This is a genomic window from Exiguobacterium sp. UBA3968 (genome assembly GCF_002385115.1).
Classification (GTDB): Bacteria; Bacillota; Bacilli; order Exiguobacteriales; family Exiguobacteriaceae; genus Exiguobacterium_A.
Genome location: NZ_DGCW01000005.1, coordinates 228,684 through 249,289, shown reverse-complemented (window position 1 = coordinate 249,289; position 20,606 = coordinate 228,684). Strand labels below are relative to the sequence as shown.

General features: G+C 47.7%; 26 protein-coding genes. 3 read left to right on the top strand and 23 right to left on the bottom strand.

What is annotated here, in order from left to right:
- Positions 1 to 6: 6 nt before the first annotated feature.
- From dxs to aroQ, 11 genes are all read right to left on the bottom strand, one after another.
- Positions 7 to 1,893 carry a 1-deoxy-D-xylulose-5-phosphate synthase gene (gene dxs / locus B3S86_RS02935; RefSeq protein ID WP_056060225.1) on the bottom strand — a complete coding sequence of 629 codons (1,887 nt, stop codon included), beginning with the start codon at positions 1,891 to 1,893 and terminating at the stop codon, positions 7 to 9.
- A gap of 118 nt (positions 1,894 to 2,011) precedes the next feature.
- Positions 2,012 to 2,881, bottom strand: coding sequence for a polyprenyl synthetase family protein (locus tag B3S86_RS02930; RefSeq protein ID WP_056060223.1), 870 nt, complete (start codon positions 2,879 to 2,881; stop codon positions 2,012 to 2,014).
- Complete coding sequence (gene xseB / locus B3S86_RS02925; protein ID WP_023467583.1) at positions 2,878 to 3,099, bottom strand: exodeoxyribonuclease VII small subunit; 222 nt, start codon at positions 3,097 to 3,099, stop codon at positions 2,878 to 2,880. The genes B3S86_RS02930 and xseB overlap by 4 nt, the downstream gene beginning before the upstream one ends.
- Before the next feature lie 2 nt (positions 3,100 to 3,101).
- Positions 3,102 to 4,424 (bottom strand): exodeoxyribonuclease VII large subunit, encoded by a 1,323-nt coding sequence (xseA, locus tag B3S86_RS02920; RefSeq protein ID WP_035409097.1) that lies wholly within the window; start codon positions 4,422 to 4,424, stop codon positions 3,102 to 3,104.
- Entirely contained in the window at positions 4,421 to 5,254 is an 834-nt protein-coding gene (gene folD, locus B3S86_RS02915) for a bifunctional methylenetetrahydrofolate dehydrogenase/methenyltetrahydrofolate cyclohydrolase FolD (protein ID WP_081780391.1), read from the bottom strand. The genes xseA and folD overlap by 4 nt, the downstream gene beginning before the upstream one ends.
- A 71-nt stretch (positions 5,255 to 5,325) precedes the next feature.
- Positions 5,326 to 5,727 carry a transcription antitermination factor NusB gene (nusB, locus tag B3S86_RS02910; protein WP_035409747.1) on the bottom strand — a complete coding sequence of 134 codons (402 nt, stop codon included), beginning with the start codon at positions 5,725 to 5,727 and terminating at the stop codon, positions 5,326 to 5,328.
- A gap of 123 nt (positions 5,728 to 5,850) precedes the next feature.
- Positions 5,851 to 7,203 carry an acetyl-CoA carboxylase biotin carboxylase subunit gene (gene accC, locus B3S86_RS02905; RefSeq protein ID WP_035409099.1) on the bottom strand — a complete coding sequence of 451 codons (1,353 nt, stop codon included), beginning with the start codon at positions 7,201 to 7,203 and terminating at the stop codon, positions 5,851 to 5,853.
- 15 nt (positions 7,204 to 7,218) lie between these two features.
- A complete protein-coding gene (gene accB, locus B3S86_RS02900) occupies positions 7,219 to 7,668 on the bottom strand; it encodes an acetyl-CoA carboxylase biotin carboxyl carrier protein (RefSeq protein ID WP_035409101.1) in 450 nt (149 codons plus the stop codon).
- A gap of 168 nt (positions 7,669 to 7,836) precedes the next feature.
- Complete coding sequence (gene efp / locus B3S86_RS02895; RefSeq protein ID WP_023467577.1) at positions 7,837 to 8,403, bottom strand: elongation factor P; 567 nt, start codon at positions 8,401 to 8,403, stop codon at positions 7,837 to 7,839.
- Between the two features lie 35 nt (positions 8,404 to 8,438).
- Positions 8,439 to 9,503 (bottom strand): M24 family metallopeptidase, encoded by a 1,065-nt coding sequence (locus tag B3S86_RS02890; protein WP_035409103.1) that lies wholly within the window; start codon positions 9,501 to 9,503, stop codon positions 8,439 to 8,441.
- Between the two features lie 14 nt (positions 9,504 to 9,517).
- Entirely contained in the window at positions 9,518 to 9,946 is a 429-nt protein-coding gene (aroQ, locus tag B3S86_RS02885) for a type II 3-dehydroquinate dehydratase (RefSeq protein ID WP_035409105.1), read from the bottom strand.
- Positions 9,947 to 10,102: 156 nt separating this feature from the next.
- On the opposite strand from aroQ, the gene B3S86_RS02880 reads away from it, so the two are divergent.
- Both B3S86_RS02880 and B3S86_RS02875 read left to right on the top strand, forming a co-directional pair.
- Positions 10,103 to 11,035 carry a DUF1385 domain-containing protein gene (locus B3S86_RS02880; RefSeq protein WP_056060219.1) on the top strand — a complete coding sequence of 311 codons (933 nt, stop codon included), beginning with the start codon at positions 10,103 to 10,105 and terminating at the stop codon, positions 11,033 to 11,035.
- 20 nt (positions 11,036 to 11,055) lie between these two features.
- Positions 11,056 to 11,457, top strand: a complete 402-nt coding sequence (locus tag B3S86_RS02875) for an SA1362 family protein (protein WP_035409109.1) — start codon at positions 11,056 to 11,058, stop codon at positions 11,455 to 11,457.
- A gap of 56 nt (positions 11,458 to 11,513) precedes the next feature.
- On the opposite strand, the gene hpt is transcribed toward B3S86_RS02875, so the two are convergent.
- The 3 genes from hpt to B3S86_RS02860 all read right to left on the bottom strand — a co-directional run bounded on the left by hpt (position 11,514) and on the right by B3S86_RS02860 (position 13,467).
- Positions 11,514 to 12,041, bottom strand: coding sequence for a hypoxanthine phosphoribosyltransferase (gene hpt / locus B3S86_RS02870; RefSeq protein WP_035409112.1), 528 nt, complete (start codon positions 12,039 to 12,041; stop codon positions 11,514 to 11,516).
- A 148-nt stretch (positions 12,042 to 12,189) separates the two neighbouring features.
- On the bottom strand, positions 12,190 to 12,612 hold the full coding sequence (mntR, locus tag B3S86_RS02865) for a transcriptional regulator MntR (RefSeq protein WP_290748922.1): 423 nt from the start codon (positions 12,610 to 12,612) through the stop codon (positions 12,190 to 12,192).
- A 24-nt stretch (positions 12,613 to 12,636) separates the two neighbouring features.
- The gene (locus tag B3S86_RS02860) at positions 12,637 to 13,467 is read right to left on the bottom strand and encodes a lipoate--protein ligase family protein (protein ID WP_035409114.1); all 831 of its coding nucleotides are present in this window, start codon (positions 13,465 to 13,467) and stop codon (positions 12,637 to 12,639) included.
- 138 nt (positions 13,468 to 13,605) lie between these two features.
- Between B3S86_RS02860 and B3S86_RS02855 the strand changes: the two genes are divergently transcribed.
- Positions 13,606 to 13,986 (top strand): rhodanese-like domain-containing protein, encoded by a 381-nt coding sequence (locus B3S86_RS02855; RefSeq protein WP_035409116.1) that lies wholly within the window; start codon positions 13,606 to 13,608, stop codon positions 13,984 to 13,986.
- A gap of 64 nt (positions 13,987 to 14,050) precedes the next feature.
- Here the strand turns inward: B3S86_RS02855 and gcvPB are convergent, their stop codons facing one another.
- The 9 genes from gcvPB to B3S86_RS02810 all read right to left on the bottom strand — a co-directional run bounded on the left by gcvPB (position 14,051) and on the right by B3S86_RS02810 (position 20,590).
- A complete protein-coding gene (gene gcvPB / locus B3S86_RS02850) occupies positions 14,051 to 15,520 on the bottom strand; it encodes an aminomethyl-transferring glycine dehydrogenase subunit GcvPB (RefSeq protein ID WP_035409117.1) in 1,470 nt (489 codons plus the stop codon).
- Positions 15,513 to 16,859 carry an aminomethyl-transferring glycine dehydrogenase subunit GcvPA gene (gene gcvPA, locus B3S86_RS02845; protein WP_056060214.1) on the bottom strand — a complete coding sequence of 449 codons (1,347 nt, stop codon included), beginning with the start codon at positions 16,857 to 16,859 and terminating at the stop codon, positions 15,513 to 15,515. Before gcvPA ends, gcvPB begins: the two co-directional genes overlap by 8 nt.
- 13 nt (positions 16,860 to 16,872) lie before the next feature.
- Complete coding sequence (gene gcvT / locus B3S86_RS02840) at positions 16,873 to 17,955, bottom strand: glycine cleavage system aminomethyltransferase GcvT (protein WP_035409121.1); 1,083 nt, start codon at positions 17,953 to 17,955, stop codon at positions 16,873 to 16,875.
- A gap of 184 nt (positions 17,956 to 18,139) precedes the next feature.
- Positions 18,140 to 18,454: a hypothetical protein gene (locus tag B3S86_RS02835; protein WP_290748915.1), complete on the bottom strand. Its 315-nt coding sequence runs from the start codon at positions 18,452 to 18,454 to the stop codon at positions 18,140 to 18,142.
- Positions 18,451 to 18,936, bottom strand: a complete 486-nt coding sequence (locus B3S86_RS02830) for a shikimate kinase (RefSeq protein ID WP_056060203.1) — start codon at positions 18,934 to 18,936, stop codon at positions 18,451 to 18,453. The genes B3S86_RS02835 and B3S86_RS02830 overlap by 4 nt, the downstream gene beginning before the upstream one ends.
- Positions 18,929 to 19,201 (bottom strand): hypothetical protein, encoded by a 273-nt coding sequence (locus B3S86_RS02825; RefSeq protein WP_231496877.1) that lies wholly within the window; start codon positions 19,199 to 19,201, stop codon positions 18,929 to 18,931. The genes B3S86_RS02830 and B3S86_RS02825 overlap by 8 nt, the downstream gene beginning before the upstream one ends.
- A 282-nt stretch (positions 19,202 to 19,483) precedes the next feature.
- The gene (locus B3S86_RS02820) at positions 19,484 to 19,843 is read right to left on the bottom strand and encodes a type II secretion system protein (protein ID WP_290748910.1); all 360 of its coding nucleotides are present in this window, start codon (positions 19,841 to 19,843) and stop codon (positions 19,484 to 19,486) included.
- A gap of 5 nt (positions 19,844 to 19,848) precedes the next feature.
- Entirely contained in the window at positions 19,849 to 20,310 is a 462-nt protein-coding gene (locus tag B3S86_RS02815; protein WP_035409128.1) for a prepilin-type N-terminal cleavage/methylation domain-containing protein, read from the bottom strand.
- The gene (locus tag B3S86_RS02810; RefSeq protein ID WP_023467559.1) at positions 20,279 to 20,590 is read right to left on the bottom strand and encodes a competence type IV pilus major pilin ComGC; all 312 of its coding nucleotides are present in this window, start codon (positions 20,588 to 20,590) and stop codon (positions 20,279 to 20,281) included. The genes B3S86_RS02815 and B3S86_RS02810 overlap by 32 nt, the downstream gene beginning before the upstream one ends.
- Positions 20,591 to 20,606: the final 16 nt, after the last annotated feature.

Here is a 20,606-nt window from a genome sequence, read left to right as displayed (position 1 = left end):
GAATCGTCACACACTCTGTTTCTTTCCTTGATTGACGAAAGCGCGTACTTCTTCTGCGATTTGTCCAGGTAATAGTCCAATTTCTTCCAGCAACTCATTCACACCGCCGTGCTCGATATACCAATCCGGAATACCGAAGCGTTTGACGCGTGGGAATGCTTCCTGCTCGTTCGCATGCTCAAGGACAGCTGATCCGAATCCACCTTTTAGGACGGCTTCTTCCAGTGTCACAAGTGGAATTCCCTCTGCGTAAAGAGCGTTCAGCATCTTCTCATCAAGCGGTTTGATCGTCCGGGCATTGATGACACGAACTGATAATTCGCCTGCTAAGAGATCCGCGATTTTGAGCGCGTCTTGCACTTGTGGTCCGAATGCAAGGATGGCGACATCTGTTCCTTCACGTTCAACTTCCCACGTATCGAGCGAAATTTCATGCAATGTCTCATCCATTGGTACACCAAGTCCTTCGCCACGCGGGAAACGAACGGCGATTGGTCCTTCGTATTTAACAGCTGAATAGAGCAAGTGCTGTAGTTCATTCTCATCCTTTGCCATGACGATTCGAATATTCGGAACGTGGCGCATGAAAGCAATATCGAAGACCCCTTGGTGTGTCTCTCCATCTGCTCCAACAAGACCTGATCGGTCAATCGTAAACGTTACGTCCAGATTTTGACGCGCCACGTCATGCACGAGTTGATCGTATGCGCGCTGGAAGAACGTCGAGTAGATTGATACAACGGGTTTCATGCCTTGCGTCGCTTGACCAGCTGCGAACGTGACAGCATGTTGTTCCGCGATCCCAACGTCAAACATCCGCTCTGGGAATTCTTTTTCAAAACAATCGAGTTTTGAGCCAACACTCATCGCTGGTGTGATCAACGTCAGCTTTTCATCGTCGCGTGCCATCTTCGTCAAGGTATCCGCTACCGTAAAGGAATAACTTGGTGCTTTTGATTTTCCTTTGATGACTTCGCCGGACTCCATCTTGTATGGTCCAAGACCGTGCCATGTACCGACCCCGTCAAACTCTGCCGGACGATAACCTTTCCCTTTTTTCGTGATGACATGAAGCAGGACAGGTCCTTCTTCTTTTTTCACGTAATTGAGCTGTTCGATCAAATCATTAAGATCGTGTCCATCGACCGGACCGTAATAGTTGAAACCAAGTTCTTCAAAGAACATCCCAGGAACGAGCGCTCCCTTGACGGCTTCTTTCAATTTCTCGCTTCCTTTTTCCAAACGTCCGCCAATGACCGGAATCTTTTTGATCAATGCTTCAAGCTCGTCTTGCGCAAAACGTACTTTTCGCGATGAACGAATCCGTCCTAGCATTTGATGCATCGCACCGACGTTTGGTGCAATCGACATCTCGTTATCATTTAAGATGACGATGACGTTTTGTTGCTCTGCTCCGATGTGATTCAATGCTTCGAGGGCCATACCGCCTGTTAACGCCCCGTCACCGATGATCGCGACTGCGCGGTCATCCTTACCGCTCAATTCGTTTGAAACAGCAATCCCCATTGCTGCTGACAAGGACGTCGAGCTATGCCCTGTCTCCCAGACGTCATGCACGCTTTCATTGCGTTTCGGAAATCCACAAAGTCCTTTATGCTGACGGAGCGTATCAAACTGGCTCGCGCGTCCTGTGAGAATCTTGTGCACATAGGCTTGGTGTCCGACGTCCCAGACGAACTTGTCATTTGGACTGTCGAATTCACGATGCAGTGCAAGCGTTAACTCGACGACTCCAAGATTCGGTGCCAAGTGCCCACCTGTCGTCGCTAATTCTTCAATCAAAAAGCGTCGAATATCGCCTGCGAAAACTTCGAGTTCGGAGACCGACATACGCTTTAAAAATGACGGATCCTGTATTTCTGTCAATTTCATACCTTACCGCCTCTTTTCCTTACAATCTTATAGGGTTTGTACCCTACATTGTACTAGAACAATCTATCGAGCGCCATTGTCAGCATAGAAAAAGACGACGCACGATGCGTCGTCCTGCTTAATGGTCACGCTTGACCACGAAGTCTAGCAGTTCCTTAAGTGTCGTCGCTTCGACCGATAGTGCTTCAATCGCCTGTTCTGCTGCTTCCACCTGAGCTGTCAGTGCACGTTTCGCACCTTCAAGACCGAGGAGTTTCGGATACGTCGCTTTTTCATTTTCTTCATCACTACCAACCGGCTTGCCGATTTTTTCAGCATCTCCTGTCACGTCTAAGATGTCATCTTGAATTTGAAAAGCAATGCCGAGATGGCGACCATATTGATGCAGGTGCTCAAGATCTGTCGGACTAACTGCGGCGAGCAACCCGCCTGCTTCGACCGCAAAGACGAGAAGTGCTCCTGTTTTTCGACGATGAATCGATTCTAGCTCCGCTACATCATTTATGCCACCACGCTCACCGAGCATATCATCGAGTTGTCCACCGACCATACCAGAAGCTCCTGCCGCCGCCGCTAATCGTTCGACGAGCGCAAGCTTCACTTCTGGCGAAGCTGGTGTCTCAAGGAGGCAGCTGAATGCGTTCGTGAGCAATGCGTCTCCTGCTAAAATCGCTGTCGCTTCATCAAAAGCAATATGATTCGTCGGACGACCTCTACGGAGATCATCATCGTCCATTGCCGGAAGGTCATCATGAATCAGCGAATATGTATGAATCATCTCAAGTGCCGCAGCAGTAGCATCTCCTTTTGAGCGGTCGATTGAAAAGGCATCGAGTACTGCATAAATCAAGGCCGGACGAATCCGTTTCCCACCGGCATCAAGTGAATACCGCATTGAGTCACGTAAACGGTCGGGTGCATCGAGTCGCTCCATGAACTCTGCCATTTTGTTTTCGACTTGTGTCTTCCATTCATGCAAGGCAATCATTGTGCTCCTCCTTTTTCCCGCAGCGTACCATCTTGCTCCAGGATCTGATCGAGTTTTTTCTCAGCAACGGATAACTTTCCTTGGCAAAGAGCTGTCAATTTGACGCCCTCTTCATAAAGAGCCATCGCTTGTTCTAGCGGAGCTTCGCCCTCTTCGAGTAACGTGACGATCTCTTCTAGTCGTTCTAGTGCTTCTTCAAAAGATTGTTCCGTCTCCATCCTTACTCCCCATCCTCTCGTTTGGCACGAATCGTTCCATCATGGAATCGGATATCGAACGAAGACGCTGTTAATGCCTTCGCGGAACGAACAATTTGTCCATCCTGTTCGACATACGTATAGCCGCGCATCAGGACATGCGTCGGACTGACGGAGTCGAGTCGCGCGAGCACATGACGCACTTGTTGTTGTTTCGATTGCAAAAGCCGACGCACGATTTCGAGTCGACGACGCGACTGTTCAATCGTTGCTCGTTGTTGTACGAATCGATCACGTACTGGTATTCGCATTAAACGTGTGTGAAGACGCTCCACCTGCTGTCGGTTTTGAGTCACGATATACTGCATCTCTTTTTGGAGCAACATTTCCGTCCGGTCCAGTTGTTCCTGCTTTAGTCCGAGTAAAACACGTGGCGATTTAAGACCGTAACTCGCGGCTAGACGTGTCACTTGCTCCTGTTTACTCTTAAGGAGTTGTGTATACGTTCGTTCCAAACGTCGCTCTACATCCTGGACACGACGGACGAGTGCCTCTGCTTCCGGAGTGACAAGTTCTGCCGCCGCTGTTGGTGTAGCAGCACGAACGTCGGCGACGAAATCACTGATCGTAAAATCAGTCTCATGTCCGACAGCAGAGACGATTGGGATACGTGATTCAAACACGGCTGTCACGACAGACATTTCATTGAATGCCCACAACTCTTCGATCGAACCGCCACCACGACCAATGATCAACACATCACAGGCAGCATGCTCGTTCATCAGTTGAATAGCACGACTGATTTGGGGTGCCGCGTCTGCTCCTTGTACAAGAACCGGCGCGAAGACGATGGCTGCTTGCGGATAACGACGCCGGAGTGTCGTTGCAATGTCATGAAGCGCCGCTCCTTTTGGCGATGTGATGATCCCGATCCGATCCGGAAAAGCAGGCAACGGTTGTTTGATCGCAGGATCAAACCAACCACGTTCTTCAAGATCCATTTTCAGGCGAGAAAACGCCTCGTATAACGCGCCAACACCATCTTCCGTCATCCGTTCGACATAGAGTTGCATTTCTCCAGAAGAGACGTAGACAGATAAGCGTGCCGTGACGACGACACGCATGCCGTCGCGTATGTCTGTCTTGACCCGACTCGCATCCCGAGCAAACATGACGGCTTTCATCCGTGACTGTTCGTCCTTCAACGTAAAATAAAGGTGACCGGAAGAGTGTCGTTTAAAGTTCGACACTTCTCCCACCACCTGGACTTGTTGTAGAAGGGCGTCACCTTCTAGTTCACGTTTGACATAGTGGACTAAATCGGAAACGTGAAGAGGTTCACTCATTGCGCGGCCTCGATCGTGTTATGCAGTAACATCGTGATCGTCATTGGACCAACGCCACCCGGAACAGGTGTAATCATCGATGCAACGTCTTGTACCGTATCAAAATCAACATCACCGACGAGTTTACCATCGACACGGTTGACACCGACGTCAATGACGACAGCATCCGGTTTCACCATATCTGCAGTGATCAGCTTCGGTACACCGACTGCGACGATCAAGATATCCGCTTGGCGTGTCATCGCACCGAGGTCTGCAGTTTTTGAATGACAGTATGAAACGGTAGCCGATTCATTCAAGAACAACATACCGACGGGTTTTCCGACGATTTGACTCCGTCCGACGACAACGACGTGCTGACCCGCGATCGGTACATTCATCTCTTTTACGAGATGGAGAATACCATTTGGTGTACATGGTAAAAATGTCGGTTCACCAATCATCATCTTCCCGACAGAGACAGGATGGAAGCCATCGACGTCCTTTTCAGGAGAAATCGCAAAAATGACCTTGCTCTCATCAATATGGTCTGGCAACGGCAATTGAACGAGAATCCCGTGGACACTCGCATCTACGTTCAGGCGTTCAATCAAATGAAGGAGTTCTGATTCCGTTGTTTCTGCCGGAAGTCGGATCAACTCTGAATCCATTCCGATTTCCTTCGCTGCCTTCTCTTTTCCGCGTACATAAGATTGACTAGCTGGATCTTCACCAATCAAGATGACAGTCAATTGCGGTTGAATCCGCTGTTCTTTCAGACGTGCGACTTCTTCTTTCAGCTTCATACGATATGAATGGGCTACCTGTTTTCCATCGATTACTACTGCCATGATTTGTCCACTCCCCCAAAAAGTTCGATTCACTCTTCTGTCTGTTTGTCTCTATTCGGTTTTAAATCGGTTTATGAATTTTCTTTGACGACGCCTTGTGCCACTTTACCAAGAACACCGTTCACAATTTTCGTTGCTTCTTCATCTGCGAACGCCTTCGTCAATTCGATGGCTTCGTTAATCGTTACTCGAACCGGAATGTTCGTTTCGAACAACAATTCATAGACGGCTAAGCGAAGAATCGTCCGCTCGATGTTTCCAAGTCGCTCGAACGACCAGTTGACGAGCGCTTCTCGAATATGCTGATCAATTGTTTCTTTGTTCGTTTCGACACCGTTCACCAATTGCTCGACGAATGTATCGTATTCCTTACCTTCTACCGCGAATTCAATGGCCTCTTGTGCAGTCAGATCCGAAAGTTCCATTTGGAACAAAGATTGGACTGCGAGTTCGCGTGCCATGTGTCGTTTCATCATGATTTTGCGTGCTCCTTTTTTTGTCGTTCTCAATCAGTTAGTTTAGCACATTCCTCTTTTAAAAAACATAGAGAACGCCAAAAAAAGACGGGAGTTCGTCGCACAAACTCCCGTCCTGATTCAGTTTACGATCGTACCTTTTAACTCACGCTCTGCGAATTTCGTCGTAAATGTACCACGACGGAATACCGGGTGACTGAGAACACGTTCGTGGAACGGGATCGTCGTTTTAACACCTTCGATCCAAAATTCAGCTAGCGCACGTTCCATTTTCGCGCATGCTTCTTCCCGTGTTTCTGCATGAACGATCAACTTTGCAACCATCGAGTCATAGTATGGTGGAATCATATACCCTGGATAGACCGCGCTATCGATGCGCACGCCCATTCCGCCCGGTGTCACATATTGTGTGACACGTCCAGCAGACGGACGGAAATCATGGTCTGGATCTTCGGCATTGATCCGGCACTCAATCGAATGACCATGGAACTTGATATCCTTTTGTTTAACGGCAAGTGGATGATCGAGCGCGACTTGGAGTTGTGCTTGAACGAGATCGAACCCTGTGATCATCTCCGTTACTGGATGTTCCACTTGAATGCGCGTGTTCATCTCCATGAAGAAGAATTCTTCCGTCTCTTCGACGAAGATGAATTCGATCGTTCCAGCTCCCGTATACTGAATCGCTTTTGCTGCTTTTACAGCAGCCTCGCCCATCTTCAACCGTGTCGCTTCACTGACCGCAGGAGATGGTGCTTCCTCAATCAGTTTCTGCATCCGGCGTTGAACGGTACAATCTCGTTCCCCGAGGTGAATGACATTGCCATGACGGTCAGCAAGCACCTGTACTTCAACATGGCGGAATTCTTCGATGAAGCGCTCTAAGTATACGTCTCCGTTTCCGAAAGCTTGTTTCGCTTCACGGCGCGTCTCACTTAGACCATTGATCAACTCTTCTTCCGAACGAGCGACCCGAATCCCTTTACCACCGCCACCTGCTGTCGCTTTGATGATGACTGGATAACCGATTTCTTGCGCCAGTGCGACCGCTTCTTCGTCTGTGACCGTTCCATCTGAACCAGGCACGACGGGTACTCCGCATTCGATCATCGTCTTTTTCGCGACATCCTTGATCCCCATCTGACGAATCGCATCCGACGTCGGACCAACGAACTTAATCCCACACGCTTCACACATCTCGGCAAAATCGACGTTCTCAGCTAAGAAACCATAACCCGGGTGGATCATCGTGACTTGACGATTTGTTGCGATCGCAAGAATGTTCGTAACGTTTAAGTAGGATGAAGCAGAACTTGCTTCACCGATGCAGTATGCCTCATCTGCTAAGCGAACATGTAACGCTTCCTTATCCGCCGTCGAGTAGACAGCAACGGTTTGTATTCCAAGTTCCTTTGCCGCTCGAATGATGCGGACGGCAATTTCTCCACGGTTGGCAATCAATAATTTTTCCATGCTGTTCACCCCCGCTTACGGACGGATCCGGAAGAGTGGTTGACCAAATTCAACGAGATCTCCATCGGCGACAAGAATCTCGACGACCGTTCCAGATACTTCCGAGTTTAAGTTATTGAAGAGTTTCATTGCTTCAAGGACACAGACGACTTGACCGACTTCGATCTGATCCCCGACTTTGACGTATGCCGGTTTATCCGGATTTGGACGAGAATAGAACGTCCCGACCATTAACGCATTGATTGTGATCGTATCGTCAGCGACTGCTTCTTCTTCAACAGGTGCCGCTGTTTGTTTCACAGGAGCAGGTGTTGCTACCGGTGCAGCGGGTGCTTGGTGTGAGACCGTTACCGTCTCTCCTTGTTTCTTTAACTCCAATTTATACGTATCCGTCTCAAGTGTGAGTTCGTTTACACTCGACTGATCGAGCATTTCGAGTACTTGTTTCAACTGATCGATTTTCATCTGTCATTCTTCCCCCATCTATGCTGTATTCACAATTATTATACCAGGTGCTAATGCCTACTCAAATACTTATATTAACTGGTCATACCATTGGATGCAAGTCACGCTGGATGAAAAAAGACGCCTCTCGACCTAACAAAAGGTGAAAGACGTCTTGTCGTTTCGTTCTTATCCGTTGTAACGACCTGTGAAATCACCTGTACGTGTATCAACCGTTACTTTTTCGCCCGCTTCGATGAAGAGTGGCACTTGAATGATGTGTCCCGTCTCTACTGTCGCGTTTTTCTTGACGTTCGAAGCTGTATCGCCTTTAACGCCCGGCTCCGCTTCAACGATCGTCATGACGACCGTGTTCGGTAATTCAAGACCGAGGATTTCGCCGTTATAAACAGCGATTTGAACTTCCATGTTTTCAAGCAAGTATGGAAGAGCTGCTTCGACTTGTGCCGTCGTCAATTCCAACTGCTCGTAAGATTCTGTATCCATGAAGACATATGTCTCACCCATTGGGTAGAGGTATTGCATCTTGTTACGCTCGATGTGCGCACGCTCGACACGCTCACCGCCGCGGAATGTCATCTCTTGGATGTTCCCGTTACGGATATTACGCATTTTCGTCCGAACGAACGCTGCCCCTTTACCTGGTTTAACATGTTGGAATTCAAGTACTTGCCAAATCATACCGTCTGAAGTTTTGATCGTTAATCCTGTTTTTAAATCGTTTACTGATACCATGAATGGTTCCTCCTAAAATGTCCCGTCACTCTGAATTAGAGAGTGATCAGTTCTTTTGGTGAAGACGAAAGAATTTCTCGACCTGTTTCCGTGATCAAGACGTCATCTTCAATTCGGCATCCGCCGACTTGTGGCACGTAGATACCTGGTTCGACCGTGACGATCATGCCCGGTTCAAGTTTCGTCTCAGAGCGGAAAGATAGACCAGGTCCTTCATGTACTTCTAGACCAATGCCGTGTCCCGTCGAGTGACCGAAGTACTCGCCGTATCCTGCTTCTTTGATGATATCACGCGTCAATGCGTCCGCTTCGATCCCTGTAATACCTGGTTTTAAACCATCAACACCCGCTAGTTGTGCTTGTAAGACTGTATCGTAGATTTTCTGCAATTCAGCATTGATCGGACCGACTGCTACAGTCCGTGTGATATCTGAAACATAACCGTTCAGAAGCGCCCCAAAATCAAGCGTGACAAGTTCGCCTGTCGCAATGACCTTCGAACTGGCAACACCGTGCGGCAAGGCAGAACGATAGCCCGATGCAACGATCGTATCGAAAGAAGAAGACGTCGCTCCATGCTTACGCATGAAGAATTCTAGTTCATTTGATACTTCAAGTTCCGTCCGTCCTGGTTGAATGTACGTCAAGATATGCTGGAAGGTCGCATCTGCGAGCTCCACCGCTTCCTTAATCATCTTAATCTCTGATGAATCCTTAATCAAGCGTAGGTTTTCGATGATTCCCGTCGTCGGAACGAGTTCGATCGAAGAAGCTTGATCATACGCTTCAAAAGCACCGAGTGTCATCGCATCTTTTTCGACGCCGACCGCGCGAACACGTGCCCCTGCCATCAATTCACCCATTGTCTCTGGAATCGAACGTTCAATTTGGACGATTTCCATTCCTTTGACTTGGTCTGCCGCTTGCTCCGTGTAACGGAAATCCGTCACGAAGTACGCTTGCTCTTCTGTTACGAGACATGCACCGCTTGAACCTGTGAAGCCGGAAATATAACGAATGTTCTCTGCTTTCGTGACGAGTAATCCTGGAAGGTCCCGTTCCTTTAAAGCTGCTTGTAACGCCTCGATCCGTTGTTTCATGATTGATTTCCCCCTTATTCCGATTGTTGTAAAGCTTGGAGTGCTTCTGTTGCCAGACGATATCCCGTCATGCCAAGTCCAGCGATGACCCCCTTGCAGACTGGTGCGATCATCGAATGATGCCGGAAGGATTCACGTGAATGGACATTCGATAGATGGACCTCTATGACGGGTGCTTCGATTGCAGCAATCGCGTCACGTAACGCGATACTCGTATGCGTGTAGGCAGCCGCATTGAAGACGATGCCGTCCGCCCCTCGTTCCTCGTGAAGAACATCAATCAGTCGTCCTTCATGGTTCGATTGCTCGAACCGAAACTGAATGTTCGGAAAATAAGCGCGAAGCTCGTGTTCTAAATCAGCTAACGTTGCCGTTCCGTATGTATCCGGTTCGCGTGTTCCAAGTAAATTCAAGTTTGGTCCGTTTAAAATCAAGACACGCAAAAAAACACCTCCTCGAATTCTTTTTCATTGTATCATAACCCGATTTCCGACTCCTAAAGATTACCTCGTTTTGACGAGTCGAACATAGTTTTTTTGTCGTAAATCAAGTACACTGACGATACACCTAATTTTAATGAAGACGGGATGCGTTCTATTATGAAAACGACTAATCCGCCGGTCGGTGGTCAAGCCATCGTCGAGGGCGTCATGTTCCAAAATGCGACCCATGCGGTCTCTGCGATTCGTCGAAATGATTCGTCGATTGAGACGTTTGCACAACAAAAACCGATTCGACCACGAATCGCCAAAGGAAAACGAATTCCACTCCTGCGCGGTCTCTTTGCATTAATGGAGTCTTCAGCGAATGGCGCAAGTCACATGAATTTCGCAAGTGATCGCTACGGCGTCAAACCCGGTGAAGAACAACCAGAAGAGTCAACGGCTAGTCCATTGACGAAATGGCTCGGAGTGGCTGTCGTCGGAATTCTTTCCTTTTTCTTTGGGAAATTACTCTTTACGCTATTACCTGCTTTCCTTGCGTCTTTGTTTGATGTGTTTCCGCTCTTATCGGGACATGTCGTTCAAAACATCATCGAAGCAGTGATTAAATTAACGTTACTATTTAGTTATCTCTACGTGATTTCTTTGACTCCACTCGTAAAACGACTCTTTCAGTACCATGGCGCTGAGCATAAAGTCATTAACTGTGTCGAGTCCGGACGTCCACTCACCGTCGAAAACGTTCGTGTTAGCAGTCGACTCCATTACCGGTGTGGCTCGAGTTTCTTGATTTTCACCGTCATCGTCGGTTTTTTCGTCTACTTGATCGTCCCAACAGATCCGCTTTGGTTGCGTCTCGTCTGCCGGATTGCTTTATTACCGGTCGTCATTGGCCTCTCATTTGAAGTCTTACAGCTAACGAATAAAGCACAACATATCAAAGGACTTCGTGTTATCGCCTTGCCTGGTCTATGGTTACAGTACTTGACGACGAAAGAACCGGATGATGCTCAAATTGAGGTTGCGATTTATGCGTTTGAAGCCTTAGAAAAACAGGAACATAACCTACATGAGAATGCACTGGGTTAATCGATAACAGGGGTGATATTATGATCAGACAACGCATTGGTTCTACATTCGCACTCGTCGTGTTACTGTTCGCTTTTGTCGGCTTTGGATATAAACTCGTCAATAATCCAAGTAGTCTGTTTTCACAATTGCTGTTCTTCGGCATTACTGCCGGGATCATCTTCTTACTCTTTAAGTTCCTGACTCGTAATCGAAGCGTCGGAAACGGTACGAACGCACAGTACCGTAAATCGGTCGCTCAATCCAAAAAAATGCATGGTCCTTCGAATTCTGTTCGCCGGACAGACTTCAAGAAAAAACCAGTCAAGTCTTCGAAAGCACCTGCATCGAATAAAGTCAGACCGTTACGTGATCGTTCGAAAGCGCCTCATCTGACGGTCATTGAAGGAAAAAAAGGCAAAAAGAAAAAACGTGCTTTTTAATGTTGAAAGCATATTAATTAAGGAGGTTCGTCGCCTATGACGAACCTCCTTATTTTTCACTCCGTTTCGACCCAACCGATGTAAGGAAGATTGCGGTATTCTTCAGCACAATCAATCCCATACCCGACAACAAAGTAATCCGGAATCTCGAACCCGACATAGTCCGCATCGAGTTCTACTTCACGACGTGCCGGTTTATCAAGTAACGTACACACCTTCAGGACGCCTGGCTGATGCAATTTCATATGATCACATAGGAAATGAAGCGTCCGTCCTGTATCAATGATATCTTCGATGACGACGACATATTTTCCTTGAACATCGAGATCGAGGTCCTTCTTCAATTGAACACGACCTGAAGAAACGGTCTTTGTACCATAAGAAGAGCACGCGACCGTATCAATTTGGACGCTTCCTTTGATTTCGCGCATCAAATCCGCAGCAAAAACCATCGATCCTTTCAATACGACGACGAGAACGATTTGACGTCCTGCCGCATCTGCTTCGATCTGCTGTGCTAACTCACGAACTTTTTCTTTCAGTTGTGATTCCGACACTAACTTTTCTTTAATCGTGATTTCCATGACAAGGTGCGAACACCCGTCACCCCCTTCGTCCATTTTCAGGATCAGTATAGCATATCTACCTCATAATGCGTACTTTACCATGAAATTATAATGGATTGTTCGTGTTTAAGTGTATCTAATAAGAAATTATATAAAAAAACAAGCCTCAATCCTCTGGATGGGCTTGTTGATAGCGATGTAACTCTTCTTTCAGACCAGGACGTTCCGAAAAGAACTGAATCATCCCATTGATTTTATCCAATGCTTCGATGCTAATATGGTGTTCGATTCCTTCGACATCCTTGTAAATCAATTCCTCATCCACACCAACAAGACGAAGAAAATCTTCAAGCAATGCATGTCGTTCTACAAGACGCTTCCCAATCTTACGTCCTTTAGGCGTCAACATGAGCCCCCGATATTTTTCATAAACGAGATAGGTCTCGCGGTCGAGCTTTTGTACCATCTTCGTCACAGACGAAGGATGTACACCTAATGACTCCGCAATATCCGATACACGGGCATATCCCTTATCTTCAATCAACTTATAAATTTGTTCCAAATAATCTTCCATACTCGGAGTTGGCACGACATCACCTTCCCATTTCATTCATTAGCGTTTCCAGTTCCACTCATCACTACGGTATTTCTCGGCAAGACGCTCAATCTCCTGCCACTGCTCACTAGTGAATGTCAACGGAACGAACGACAAATCAAGTGCTTCTTCAAACCCTTTCGTGAACGCTCCTCTTACTTCGTCAAATGCTACAGCACGACCTGCTAACTCGTTCAGAGCGACAGCCTTTCCTGAAAAACGAGCCTTCATCCGCTCGCGCGTCGACTCATCATCGTACAAGAAGCAATCAAACAGTTCGCCTTCATCAACAGAGAGTGGAACAGAACCATGCTGTAAGACGACGCCTTGATGACGGACTTGTGCACTTCCGGCGACTTTTCGTTTACCGACAGCGAGTTCATAATACGATGCTGCATCAAAACAGACAGCCGATTTTGGCTTCCGTAATTCTTCTTTTTCCTCTTCCGTCAATGGAACTGAAAATTCGACTGGAATGCCGAGGTGATGGTATCCCTTGCGAATCCCTTCCGTCAACATTCGGTAACTTTCGATGACCGTGCGTGGTAACCCTTCCGTATCTTCAGGGATGACGATACTGTATGTCAACTCGTCTGCATGCAAGACAGCTCGCCCTCCTGTCATCCGACGCACGATCGGAATGCCGAGCTCCGCGATCCGCTTTCGATCGATATCACGGGTTGCTCGTTGGAAATGACCAATACTTAATCCACGTGGTTCCCATGAGTAAAAACGAAGCGTCGGTGCGATCTCCCCCCGCCCGACGAACTGAATTAATGCTTCATCGATTGCCATGTTCATTGCCGGCTCCATTGCCGGCGTCGTCAATACTTGCCACTCTCTGTTCACTTCAGCACCCCCAAAACGTTTCCGTATTAGTGTATCAAACCCTTTCTCGGTCGCGCAATCACGAGTCGATTGCCGAAATCGATTTCGTTGACTATAATGAAACAGAGGTTAAACGAACGAAGGGGTTGGAAGTCGAATATGGAAACTGGAACTATCGTTACGATCGTATTATGGGTCGCGCTGATCGCCTACATCGCTTGGCGTTTCATGCCGGTCAAAGGTATCACGAAATTGTCACAGGAAGAATTCCGTGCGAACTATCGCAAAGCACAAATCGTCGATGTCCGCGAGACACAGGAATTCAAAGGTGGACACATCGTTGGTGCTCGTAATATCCCGGTCAGCCAAATGAAGATGCGCTCGAAGGAATTACGGAAAGATATGCCGATTTACTTGTACTGCCAAGGTAGCATGCGTTCTTCACAGGCTGCAAAAGTTTTGAAAAAAGCAGGCTATACGAATCTGTATCAATTAAAAGGCGGATTCAAGCAGTGGTCAGGAAAAATCAAACGGAGCTGATGCTTCGTTCATCGCAAAAAAAGGATCCCTCCGGAAGGAGAGATCCTTTTTTTATGGTTCTTGCTTATACATGTACTTCTTGTTTTGGTTCATAGCGTAAGACGGGCTTGCGAGCAGCAAGTGTCTCGTCCATCCGTTTGACGACCGTCGTGTGTGGGGCGTTCAAGACGACATCCGGTGTCTCTTCGACCTCTTTTGCAATCTGGAGCATCGCATCACAGAAGGCGTCGAGTGTTTCTTTCGATTCCGTTTCCGTCGGTTCGATCATGATACACTCCTCGACGTTCAACGGGAAGTAGATCGTTGGTGGATGGTATCCAAAGTCAAGCAGACGTTTAGCGATATCAAGCGTCCGGACACCTAATGCTTTTTGACGTTTACCCGACAAGACGAATTCGTGCTTGCAATAGACGTCGTATGGCGCGTCATACGCACCTTTGAGACGAGCCAACATATAGTTCGCATTCAAGACCGCTTCTTTCGAGACGCGAGCGAGACCTGCCCCACCCATCGTCCGAATATAGCTATAGGCACGAACGTTGATGCCGAAGTTACCGTAGAATGGTTTGACGCGACCGATCGCTTCCGGGCGATCGTAGTCGAGGACATAACGCTCTTCTTCTTTGCGGACGATTGGTTTCGGTAAATACGGAATCAAATCTTGTTTGACCCCTACTGGACCCGATCCTGGTCCGCCGCCACCGTGCGGTCCTGTGAACGTCTTATGCAAGTTCAAGTGGACGACATCAAAGCCCATGTCCCCTGGACGAGCAATGCCCATGATCGCATTCGAGTTCGCACCATCATAGTACAGTTTTCCGCCTGCTTCATGAACCGCTTGTGCGATTTCGACGATATCCGACTCAAACAAACCGAGCGTGTTGGGATTCGTCAACATGAGTGCCGCTGTATCGTCACCGACTTTTTTCTTTAAGTCTGCTAGATCAACGAGACCACGTTCATCCGATAAGACCGTCACGGTATCAAATCCAGCGACTGATGCCGATGCCGGGTTCGTTCCGTGTGCCGAGTCCGGTACGAGGACTTTCGTCCGTTTAAAGTCACCACGTGCATGGTGGTAGGCCTTAATCAACATCAAGCCTGTCCACTCACCGTGTGCTCCCGCCGCCGGCTGGAGCGTCACTTCATCCATTCCTGTGATGACCGCGAGTTTTTCTTGCAGATCATACATCAAACCGAGTGCCCCTTGAACACTTTCGACTGGTTGAAGCGGGTGAATGTGTGCAAACCCAGGGAGGCGTGCCATATCTTCATTGATTTTCGGATTGTATTTCATTGTACATGACCCGAGTGGATAGAATCCAGAATCCACACCATGGTTACGGTTCGAGAGTGCCGTGTAGTGACGGACGAGATCCAGTTCAGATACTTCCGGTAGCGCCACGTCTTCCTTCCGTAACATCGAGGTCGGTAACAATTCTTCTACTGCCACCTCATCGACAGTCGGTAACGGTAAGCTATAGGCGATACGACCCGGTTTAGAAATTTCAAAGATCAATGTTTGCTCATTCATGTGTGAGTCCCCCTAACGCTGTCACGAATTGATCCAACTCTTCATTCGTCCGTAATTCCGTTGCACAAACAAGCATTTCATTTTGACGCGCTGCGTCATACGATCCTAACGGTAAACCGCCGATGATTCCGTGATCGAGCAATTGTTGACTCGCACGTGTCGCGTCGATTGGTAGCGTAACGACGAATTCATTGAAGCTCGGTCCATCGTCAACGATCGTAAAGCCAGCCTGTTTCAGCTTTTGTTTTAATGCATGTGCCGTTTGCAAGTTACGTGTCGCGAGTTCCCGGATACCCCGTTTTCCGAGTGCACTCATCGCGATCGAAGCAGCGAGTGCATTCAACGCTTGGTTCGAACAGATGTTAGATGTCGCCTTGTCACGGCGAATGTGTTGTTCACGTGCTTGTAACGTCAGAACGAAACCGCGTTTCCCATTCTCATCGACGGTCTGTCCAACGAGACGTCCCGGAATCTTACGCATCAACGCTTTTGTCGTCGTGAAATAACCACATGTCGGTCCACCAAAGCTTTGTGGAATTCCGAACGGTTGGCAATCTCCGATCGTAATGTCAGCGCCAAGTTTACCTGGCGCTTCTAAGATACCGAGTGCCAGTGGATTCGCAGAGACGATGAACAGCGCACCACGAGCATGAGTCGCATCGGCCAATGCTTGTAGTTCTTCGACACGACCGTAGAAGTTCGGATACTGCACGATGACACAGGCGACGTCTTCGATGGCATCGAGTTGATCGATCCGTGTGACACCTTGCTCAAGCGCCAACGTCTCGACGTTTAGTCCTGGACCGTTCGCATACGTCCGAACGACATCGTGCGCTTCCGGGTGAACGCCATCTGAAAGAACGATCGTTTTTTTCTTCGTATGGGCACAAGCAAGCATGGCCGCTTCCGCTAACGCCGTGATACCGTCATACATCGACGAGTTCGCGACATCCATCCCTGTCAATTCACAAATCATCGATTGGAATTCAAAAATCGCTTGTAGCTCACCTTGCGAAATCTCTGGCTGATATGGTGTATAGGCAGTGTAAAACTCTGAGCGCAGTAACATATGATTGACGACAGCAGGTGCATAGTGATCATAGATGCCTGCGCCAAGGAACGATGGATATTGTTTCGTATTCATGTTTTGGTCGGCAAGCTTCGATAGCGTCCGAATCAAGTCCGTTTCCGGAAGTGGCACACCGACTTCTTCCAATGTACCGTTATCACGGACGGATGCCGGGATATCAGCGAGTAAATCTTCGATCGATGCTGCACCGATCGTCTGTAACATCGCCTGCTCATCTTCTGCTGTCATTGGTAAATAACGAAAATCCATAGAAATATCCCCCTTATTTCGTGCGACGATAAAACGGTGTCGCTGTTCGTTTCGCTGCTAAACGTTTTCCGCGTACTTCCACTTCAAATTGTTCTTGTTCCGCTACTTCTGCAGGAACGAGTGCCCAAGCAATCGCTTTTCCGACTGTCGGCGGCAACGTACCTGTCGTCACGACACCAACGACTTCCCCGTCATGCCAAACCGGTGCATCTTGACGCGCAATCCCTTTATCGAGTAATTCAAGACCGATCAAGCGCCGCGGTGCTCCTTGTTCTTTCTGTTGTAACAAGACTTCCGAACCGACGAACGGTTTGACTTGTGGTTTGACCGCAAAACCCATTCCAGCTTCGATGGGTGAAATCGTTGCTGATAATTCATGTCCATACAGCGGAAGACATGCCTCAAAACGTAATGTGTCACGTGCCCCGAGCCCGCATGGTACGACACCTTGCTCAAGCAGTGCTTGCCAGACAGCAGGTGCGTCACCAGCTGCCATGTAGAGTTCGAATCCATCTTCCCCTGTGTACCCACTGCGTGAGACGATCATTTCCACTCCTGCAACCGTCCCCCGTTGGAACTTGAAAAATCCGATCTCTGATAAGACAAGTGGTGTCATGCCGGAAAGGATGGCTTCCGCACGTGGTCCTTGGACCGCAATTTGACCATATTGTTCCGATTGATTCTCAAGCGTGACGTCCCCTGTTAGATAGTGACGTAAATGTTGTTCGTCTTTTTCAATGTTCGAAGCATTGACGACGAGAAGATAGTCCGTTTCTGCCAAACGATAGACGAGTAAATCATCCACTGTCCCACCGTCTTCTTGGCATAAGACGTTATATTGCGCTTGCCCCACCGCAATCTTCGAAATATCGTTCGATAATGTAGCTTGTAAAAACGTCAGAGCATCCGGTCCGCTGACGAACAGTTCTCCCATGTGCGAGACATCGAACATGCCGACGTTCTCCCTTACTGCAACGTGTTCTTCTTTAATCGAGGAAAACAAAACTGGCATTTCAAATCCCGCAAAATCCACCATCTTACCGGTTTGCGAAACCGTTTCGAATAACGGTGTTCTTTTCAATGTCGTTTGACTCATATAAATCCCCCTATTTACGAACGTTTTCACTCTCTCTTCTCATTAATGTTCTATTTTCAAATTCATCTTACCAATTTAAATCATAATTATCTAGTATTATTCGGAAAAAGGAACACATGAAAAAGAGAGAAAGGACCCTGTCCCTTCTCTCCTATTGTTTCATATTCTTCCCATGAAAGCCATTTCAAAATTGATTGATTCCGGCAGTTCGCTTGATTTCTTCTTGAAGTCGTCGCCCTTCCGTCACCAATTGGCTTGTTCCCTGCTTCACACGATTTCCTTCTTCGGTGATCCGGTTGATGTTCCCTTTGATTTGATCGATTCGGTGCGTTGTATGATCGATGTTCGTCTGCAAGGTTTTCTGACGAATCGTAAAGCGCTCCATCAATTGCTTTAATTGTTGAATATCCTGAGATAGCTTCTTTTTGTAAAGAATGAATCCGAACAACATAAGTCCTACGATGGACAATAAAATAATACCTAACGTAATCCAAATCATGACTTTTCCTCCAATACAGTTTCAATCGCATGAACCAACCCTTCGATTGATGTCGTTCCTTCAATGCGAACAGTGGCAACTCCAGCATACAAAGAATAGCGACGATCGAATAAATGTTTCACCTGTTCCCGTTCTGTCACGAGTGGACGATTCGAGTCAGAAGCAATCCGTTTCCAGATGACATCAAAAGGCGTATCAATCCAAATGACTGTCCCTGCCTTTTTCATGAACAGTCGGTTCTCTTCTCGTTCGACGATTCCACCACCCGTGACGACTACTTCCGCGTTGCTGTTCCTTAACAATTCGCTCTCGTGTGTACGAAACCCTGCTTCGCCATGCTCAGCAAAAAAAGAAGGAATCGTTTGTCCATGTTTCTGTTCGAAGTGTTCATCCAATTCGTCGACCGTGTATCGTCCACGTAATCGATGTCCGACGGCTGATTTACCAGTTCCCATAAAGCCAATCAAATAAACCTTACTCATGTGTAACGACCGCCTCGATTCTTTGACCATTATCTAATCTCGCTTCCATTTTAAAGCCTTTATCGGTCACTGTACAGCTGACTTGCCCGATTGGATAGCGGAGGGTCTCATCCTTCGTACAATCTGCTTTTGCCGCGCGGATGAGAGATTCGAGTTGTAGTGCTTCTTGTTCCAACTGATGATGGCGCATTTCTTCGTCAATTTGCTGACAAGCGATTAAGAGCACGACTCCCATTCCCAGAAGTAACAGTAAGGTCTGAATCAAGATGAATCCGTCTTGACGCATCGGAAGGAACGTTTGCTGTCGTTCAACTGAATTGAGAGGATCTCGGCAGTGCTTGTCACAGTGTATTGTTTGACATCGCGAGCGTATGTCAGTTCACCTCCTTGTTCTTTCTTGAGGCGTAGTTGATCCTGCACACGGACGAGACGCCATTTCTCAGCCGTCTCTCCCGGATTAACGTCCATTCCGCGAATCTCATCTCCAACGCGTTCACACATCGTACTCCGCCACATAAGCCGTTCTACGGTATGAAAGAACAGTTCCTCATTCATTCGATTGACTTCCGGTGGGCGAACGAGTGGTGTCAGCGTCAAAATCGCCAACAGGAGCAACGGACTGATCCACAGGACGAACGATAGTTCGAGGAGGGTCATTCCGGATTCTGCTCGCAAGACATGTCGTTTCATTGCACCACGCTCCTTGCTTCAGAACATAGGACACTGTTCGGTTTTCAACTTGATCCGTCGCCATCTGCTCAAGCTGTTTCGTCTCTTGTTCCCATTTGATTTGTTTCGTTCGTAAATCGAGATAAGGATCGATCGCTAGCATCATGAAGACACCCATCGCAACGATAGAGAGAATCACTTCGAGCAAAGAGAAACCCGCTTGTCGTTTGTCCTGCATACTTCTCACCTCACTTTACGGATTGCCATTTGATAGTTCCCAAGTAAGAATTTAATTTCATACTCGGCTGTTGCCGAACGGCAAGACCACGTCGCTGCATAAATCGAGTGATAGCTCTTAAAGTAGATGATGCGGTTTGACGGGGGAACGGCACATGTATGCCCATTCTGGAACGTTCGTTGCCATAACAGCCGGTCATCCGCAAGTACAAGGTATCCTGTCCCGTCTCCTCGAAATCGAAACTGCATTAATGCTTGATCTTGTTTCGAGTACTGCATGAGCCGAAGCGTCTGAATATCTTGTTCCATTAGACGAACCTCTTGTTCAAGCGGAATCCAGTCCGGTCGTTTTTCAAATAGTGCCGGCAACAACAAAACAAGTAAACAAGCAATGATTGTCAGTACCGCCGTCATCTCAAATAAGGTAAATCCTTGTTCACTTCGTAAGTTCGCCAGTCTTCGGATCATACGTATACGTCTCCTGATCACAGACGAGGGCATTCGGTTTATCGGCGGTTCCCCGATTGATCGTCTGGAGCGATTCTGGGTACTTTTTCTCTTTGGCGTAATACAAATTGACCTCCGAACGAATGACTCGAATGTTCGCCTCACAACTCACACCTTTCGCCTGATCCTTTCCACTTGTCATCGTTGGAATCAAAACGAGCAGTAACAACGAAATGATCAATAAGACGGCTGCCATCTCCAGTAAAGTGAATCCGTCCTGTCGTTTTAAGAATTGTTTCATCGTATCGTCTCCTCTG

Coding starts and splice junctions, on each gene's coding strand:
- B3S86_RS02855 (WP_035409116.1), top strand. CDS start 13,606: ATGGAAACTGGAACTATCGTTACGATCGTATTATGGGTCGCGCTGATC.
- hpt (WP_035409112.1), bottom strand. CDS start 12,041: ATGGAAATCACGATTAAAGAAAAGTTAGTGTCGGAATCACAACTGAAA.
- accC (WP_035409099.1), bottom strand. CDS start 7,203: ATGGAAAAATTATTGATTGCCAACCGTGGAGAAATTGCCGTCCGCATC.
- B3S86_RS02880 (WP_056060219.1), top strand. CDS start 10,103: ATGAAAACGACTAATCCGCCGGTCGGTGGTCAAGCCATCGTCGAGGGC.
- B3S86_RS02820 (WP_290748910.1), bottom strand. CDS start 19,843: ATGCAGGACAAACGACAAGCGGGTTTCTCTTTGCTCGAAGTGATTCTC.
- dxs (WP_056060225.1), bottom strand. CDS start 1,893: ATGAAATTGACAGAAATACAGGATCCGTCATTTTTAAAGCGTATGTCG.
- gcvPB (WP_035409117.1), bottom strand. CDS start 15,520: ATGAATGAGCAAACATTGATCTTTGAAATTTCTAAACCGGGTCGTATC.
- xseA (WP_035409097.1), bottom strand. CDS start 4,424: ATGAGTGAACCTCTTCACGTTTCCGATTTAGTCCACTATGTCAAACGT.
- folD (WP_081780391.1), bottom strand. CDS start 5,254: ATGGCAGTAGTAATCGATGGAAAACAGGTAGCCCATTCATATCGTATG.
- B3S86_RS02810 (WP_023467559.1), bottom strand. CDS start 20,590: ATGAAACAATTCTTAAAACGACAGGACGGATTCACTTTACTGGAGATG.
- B3S86_RS02890 (WP_035409103.1), bottom strand. CDS start 9,503: ATGAAACAACGGATCGAGGCGTTACAAGCAGCTTTAAAGGAACGGGAC.
- nusB (WP_035409747.1), bottom strand. CDS start 5,727: ATGAAACGACACATGGCACGCGAACTCGCAGTCCAATCTTTGTTCCAA.
- B3S86_RS02875 (WP_035409109.1), top strand. CDS start 11,056: ATGATCAGACAACGCATTGGTTCTACATTCGCACTCGTCGTGTTACTG.
- xseB (WP_023467583.1), bottom strand. CDS start 3,099: ATGGAGACGGAACAATCTTTTGAAGAAGCACTAGAACGACTAGAAGAG.
- gcvPA (WP_056060214.1), bottom strand. CDS start 16,859: ATGGATTTTCGTTATTTACCAATGACAGCAGAAGATGAGCAGGCGATG.
- B3S86_RS02815 (WP_035409128.1), bottom strand. CDS start 20,310: ATGATCCGAAGACTGGCGAACTTACGAAGTGAACAAGGATTTACCTTA.
- B3S86_RS02930 (WP_056060223.1), bottom strand. CDS start 2,881: ATGATTGCCTTGCATGAATGGAAGACACAAGTCGAAAACAAAATGGCA.
- B3S86_RS02830 (WP_056060203.1), bottom strand. CDS start 18,936: ATGAGTAAGGTTTATTTGATTGGCTTTATGGGAACTGGTAAATCAGCC.
- accB (WP_035409101.1), bottom strand. CDS start 7,668: ATGAAAATCGATCAGTTGAAACAAGTACTCGAAATGCTCGATCAGTCG.
- gcvT (WP_035409121.1), bottom strand. CDS start 17,955: ATGAGTCAAACGACATTGAAAAGAACACCGTTATTCGAAACGGTTTCG.
- B3S86_RS02835 (WP_290748915.1), bottom strand. CDS start 18,454: ATGATTTGGATTACGTTAGGTATTATTTTATTGTCCATCGTAGGACTT.
- efp (WP_023467577.1), bottom strand. CDS start 8,403: ATGGTATCAGTAAACGATTTAAAAACAGGATTAACGATCAAAACTTCA.